Here is a 3,528-nt window from a genome sequence, read left to right on the forward strand (position 1 = left end):
AGTCGTTGCTGTGCACGTTGAGCTCGAACTTGCCGTAGCCCTCGGGCGGCAGCGGCATCTCCGGGTCGGTCCAACCGATAAGGCAGACCCAGTCGCCGCCGGGGCCGACATCGGCCACGTCCGGCCCGTGCTTGTCACACATGGCCTCGGCGTGCAGCGACTCGGGGGTGAGGTCGTCGCGGCCCAGGATGCGCGCCTTCTCGACGTAGAGGTGGGCGAACGTGGCTGGGAGGGACCGCTCGAGGCGGGCACGGGTGACGCTGCTGCCAGGGCTGACGGCCACGACCGCTGAGCCAAGGGCCACGGCGGCGACTAGAGCAATGAAGATGGTGAAGATCATGCGGCGCATGGTGTTCAGCCTCCAGTGATGTCGCGACGGCGGAACAGGATGAAGGCGGCGGCGAGCGAGACCACGCACCAGCCGGCGCTGACGAGCAGGCCCTCAACGAGGGGACCGGAGAAGCGTGGTTCGGCGAGGAGTCCGTGCCAGGTCTCGAAGGACGTGGTCACCAGGAACGGGCGGATCGCCTCAACACCGCCGAGGGCGCCGACCAGCTGCATGACCATTCCGATGACGACGGGGGCGGCGATACCGACCGCGGGGTTGCGCGACCACACCGAAAGCAGGATGGCCAAGCACGTGAACGCGAGTATCGGAGGAAGCATCAGCGCCCAGCTCGCGGCCACCAGCTGCAGAGCATGACCGGCAGGGATCGACTGGCCGGACAGCCCGATCAGCGGTTGGTGCCCGACGATCACCCAGCTCGACGCGACCGTGGACACCGCGAGCAGAACGAGCACGAGCGTGGCAAAGCCGCAGGCGGTGACGGTCTTGGCCCAGAAAAGACGGCTCCGGCTCGTCGAGCGGGTCAGCACGGTCTTCCAGGTGCCGTGCTGGTCCTCGCTGGCAAAAACGTCGCCGGCCACGATGGCTGTCAGCAGAGGCAGCACCCACTGTGAGGCGAAGCCGAGCACGAGCAGCGACAGGGCGAACCCGTTGTCGATCGCGAAGCGGCCGAACAGGGTGTCCTTCGGTGGGCGAGACTGCCCCTGAATGACCACGACAATGAACACCGGGGCCAGGACAGCGATGAGGAGGACGACGCGAGCGCGGTACTGCGCTCGCAGCTTGCGCAGCTCCCACCGCAGCGCCGCGAGAAGCCCGGGACGGCGACGGGCGACGTGGTCATGTCTGATCGTGCTGGCGGAGGTCGTCTGGATGGTTGTCATCGGAGCGCGTCCTGCGGCTGTGCGGAGCGGTCCAGGAACTGATGAGTGGCGTCGTCGGTGAGCATGAAGAACAGGGCCTCCAGCGGGGTCCGGGTCGGGGTGAAGGCGAGCAGGCCGATGTCGGCGCGCACCAAGGAGCCGACGTAGGACGACACCTCGGGCGGCGGGCCGGTCACGACGAGCGCGGCACCGGGATCGCGTGCCACAGTGATGCCGACTTGGTCCTCGGCCAGCCTGAGTGCCCGTACGTCGTCAGTTGTGGCCAGCACGTGGCCGGGATCGGGGGCCATCGTCCGGAGATGGGCGATGGTGCCGTGGAAGGCAACGGTGCCACGGGTCATAATCGTGACGTTGTCGCAGATCTCCTCGACCTCCTCCATATCGTGAGAGCTGAGGAGCACTGTGAGGCCGCGACCAGAGAGCCGCTTCACTAACGCGCGCATGTCGCGGATGCCTGCAGGGTCGAGTCCGTTGGCGGGTTCGTCGAGGATGAGCAACCGCGGTTCGCGCAGGAGACTGGCCGCCACGCCGAGGCGTTGACGCATGCCGTAGGAGTAGCCGCCCACCTTCTGGTCGGCGCGATCGGACATCTCCACGACGTCCAGCACCTCCTCGAGCAGGCCGGTCGGCGTACCTCCGTCCAGCAGCGCTAGGCCCTCGAGGTTCGCCCGGCCGGTGAGGTAAGGGTAAAAGCGCGGGCTCTCAATGAAGCCCGCGACTCCATCGAGCACCCCGACGCCGGAGTCCTCCCACGTCTTACCAAACATCCGGATGGTGCCGGTGTCCGGACGGATCAGCCCGAGAAGCATCCGCAGAAACGTCGTCTTGCCGGCACCGTTAGGTCCAAGGACGCCATAAACCTCACCCGCTGCCACGCGTACGGAGATGTCGTCCACGGCACGGACCGACCCGTAAGTCTTGGTCACACCCTGAGCGTCGACTGCCAGAAAGCCGTTCATGTCTCGGACGCTACGGGCCCAACGTGAAGGAAACATGACAGCGGCATCCGACGCTACGTGGACCTTGCCCAGACGCCTCGATTCGTCGGCACTGAGGGTCACGGGACCGACAGGTCCTGCCAGGCGATAGGTTCCGACTGCGCCCACTTCGCGCGTGCGACTGTCAATCGCGGCGCGCCCCCGCGGCTCGCGGCTCGGGTCTGTTCCGTGCCGCGAGCCGATCCCGCACTGGCACGCTCCGCGAGCCGATCGTTGACCGGGTCAATCGAGCTCACCGCGGCATGCGCGACCATGTGTGAGTAGCCTGCTGAGGTGCAGGAACAGTGGTACCTCTCGGATCAACCGGGGCCAGTCGAAGCAAACTCATTGCGGAGACGATCGAGCGACGAATCTCCCACGGCACGATGACCACGTGGCTGGAGAGTTCACGCGGCCGCTCCATCTCTCTTGTGAGCAACGGCTCGCGAGCGATGGTCATGCTCGACGGTCGAGGGAGCCGACGTCCCGGCGAGGTGTCAGATGCGGGACGACCGCTCCGAAACGCGATCCCGTTGCGCCGAGGGCGGGCCACGGGATGCGCTGTCCGACTCGTTGTCGAGCGTCCCGAGGCCGGTTGGAATGTCGGGACGTCCGGCTCACCGGGCGACGACTGCTACGCCTTCACGTCGTGCCAATCAGTGGCAGAGTGCCAAGCAACGATTCGATCAGCGGCCGCCTGGGGGTCGGGCTGACCGTTGTCGAGCTCGAGGTGCCGATGCGCGGCGAGAAGACCATCGGCGGCCAGCGGCACCGTCGGGTCGGTGTTCATTGCCCACCCCTCCCGCTCGTGCAGGTGTGCATGGGACCAGGGGAGGTTCCGCTTCGACGGCTTGGCGAGGAGACGGTCTTCGCCGCGATTCCGCCCCAACCGGGTCTCTAGGTCGGCCGCGAGTTCAACAACGAGATTGGCAGTCCCGCGTTGGCGTAAAGCTCTACCAGTTGCTCCACCCACCGGGCGTCTTCGACGCCTCCGAGGTTCCACACCATGGTCAGGATCAGGGTGACTTCGGCTGCGGCTGCTTCCTCGGTCACACGGCGCCGGAACTCGCACGTAAGAGTGCGGAACGGCGTGCTGCCCATGCCGAAGACATCTGCCAGCGGCTCGATCGTGTGATGGTTGAGGAAGAGCTTCGGGGTCGCGGACATCGGGTGCGCGGCGTAGTGGGTCCGGCACCGTTGCCACGCAGCACCGGCCAGGGTCGCGGCGATCGCCGCGGTCAGTCCGCCGTGAGCGTCGCTGGTGACGAGCTTGACTCCGCTCAGGTCGCGGGCGGTGAGGTCGCGGAAGAACGCCAACCAG

The 3,528-nt window shown here is 66.9% G+C and carries 3 protein-coding genes and 2 pseudogenes; all 5 read right to left on the reverse strand.

Going from position 1 to position 3,528, the window contains the following annotated elements; genetic code table 11:
- Nucleotides 1–340 (reverse strand): annotated as a pseudogene (locus tag JWN68_RS00950) (hypothetical protein); the annotation flags it as partial.
- Nucleotides 341–354: 14 nt separating this feature from the next.
- A complete protein-coding gene (locus JWN68_RS00955; protein WP_297733338.1) occupies nt 355–1,230 on the reverse strand; it encodes an ABC transporter permease in 876 nt (291 codons plus the stop codon).
- Entirely contained in the window at nt 1,227–2,156 is a 930-nt protein-coding gene (locus JWN68_RS00960; protein ID WP_297733339.1) for an ATP-binding cassette domain-containing protein, read from the reverse strand. Before JWN68_RS00960 ends, JWN68_RS00955 begins: the two co-directional genes overlap by 4 nt.
- 685 nt (nt 2,157–2,841) lie before the next feature.
- Complete coding sequence (locus tag JWN68_RS00965) at nt 2,842–2,997, reverse strand: hypothetical protein (RefSeq protein ID WP_297733341.1); 156 nt, start codon at nt 2,995–2,997, stop codon at nt 2,842–2,844.
- Between the two features lie 359 nt (nt 2,998–3,356).
- Nucleotides 3,357–3,528: pseudogene (locus JWN68_RS00970) on the reverse strand (transposase); the annotation flags it as partial.

It is taken from the genome of Nocardioides sp., from assembly GCF_025964975.1.
Classification (GTDB): domain Bacteria; phylum Actinomycetota; class Actinomycetes; order Propionibacteriales; family Nocardioidaceae; genus Nocardioides.

Excerpts from the sequence above, each read along its gene's own strand:
- JWN68_RS00955 (WP_297733338.1), bottom strand. The coding sequence starts at position 1,230 with ATGACAACCATCCAGACGACCTCCGCCAGCACGATCAGACATGACCAC.
- JWN68_RS00965 (WP_297733341.1), bottom strand. The coding sequence starts at position 2,997 with ATGAACACCGACCCGACGGTGCCGCTGGCCGCCGATGGTCTTCTCGCC.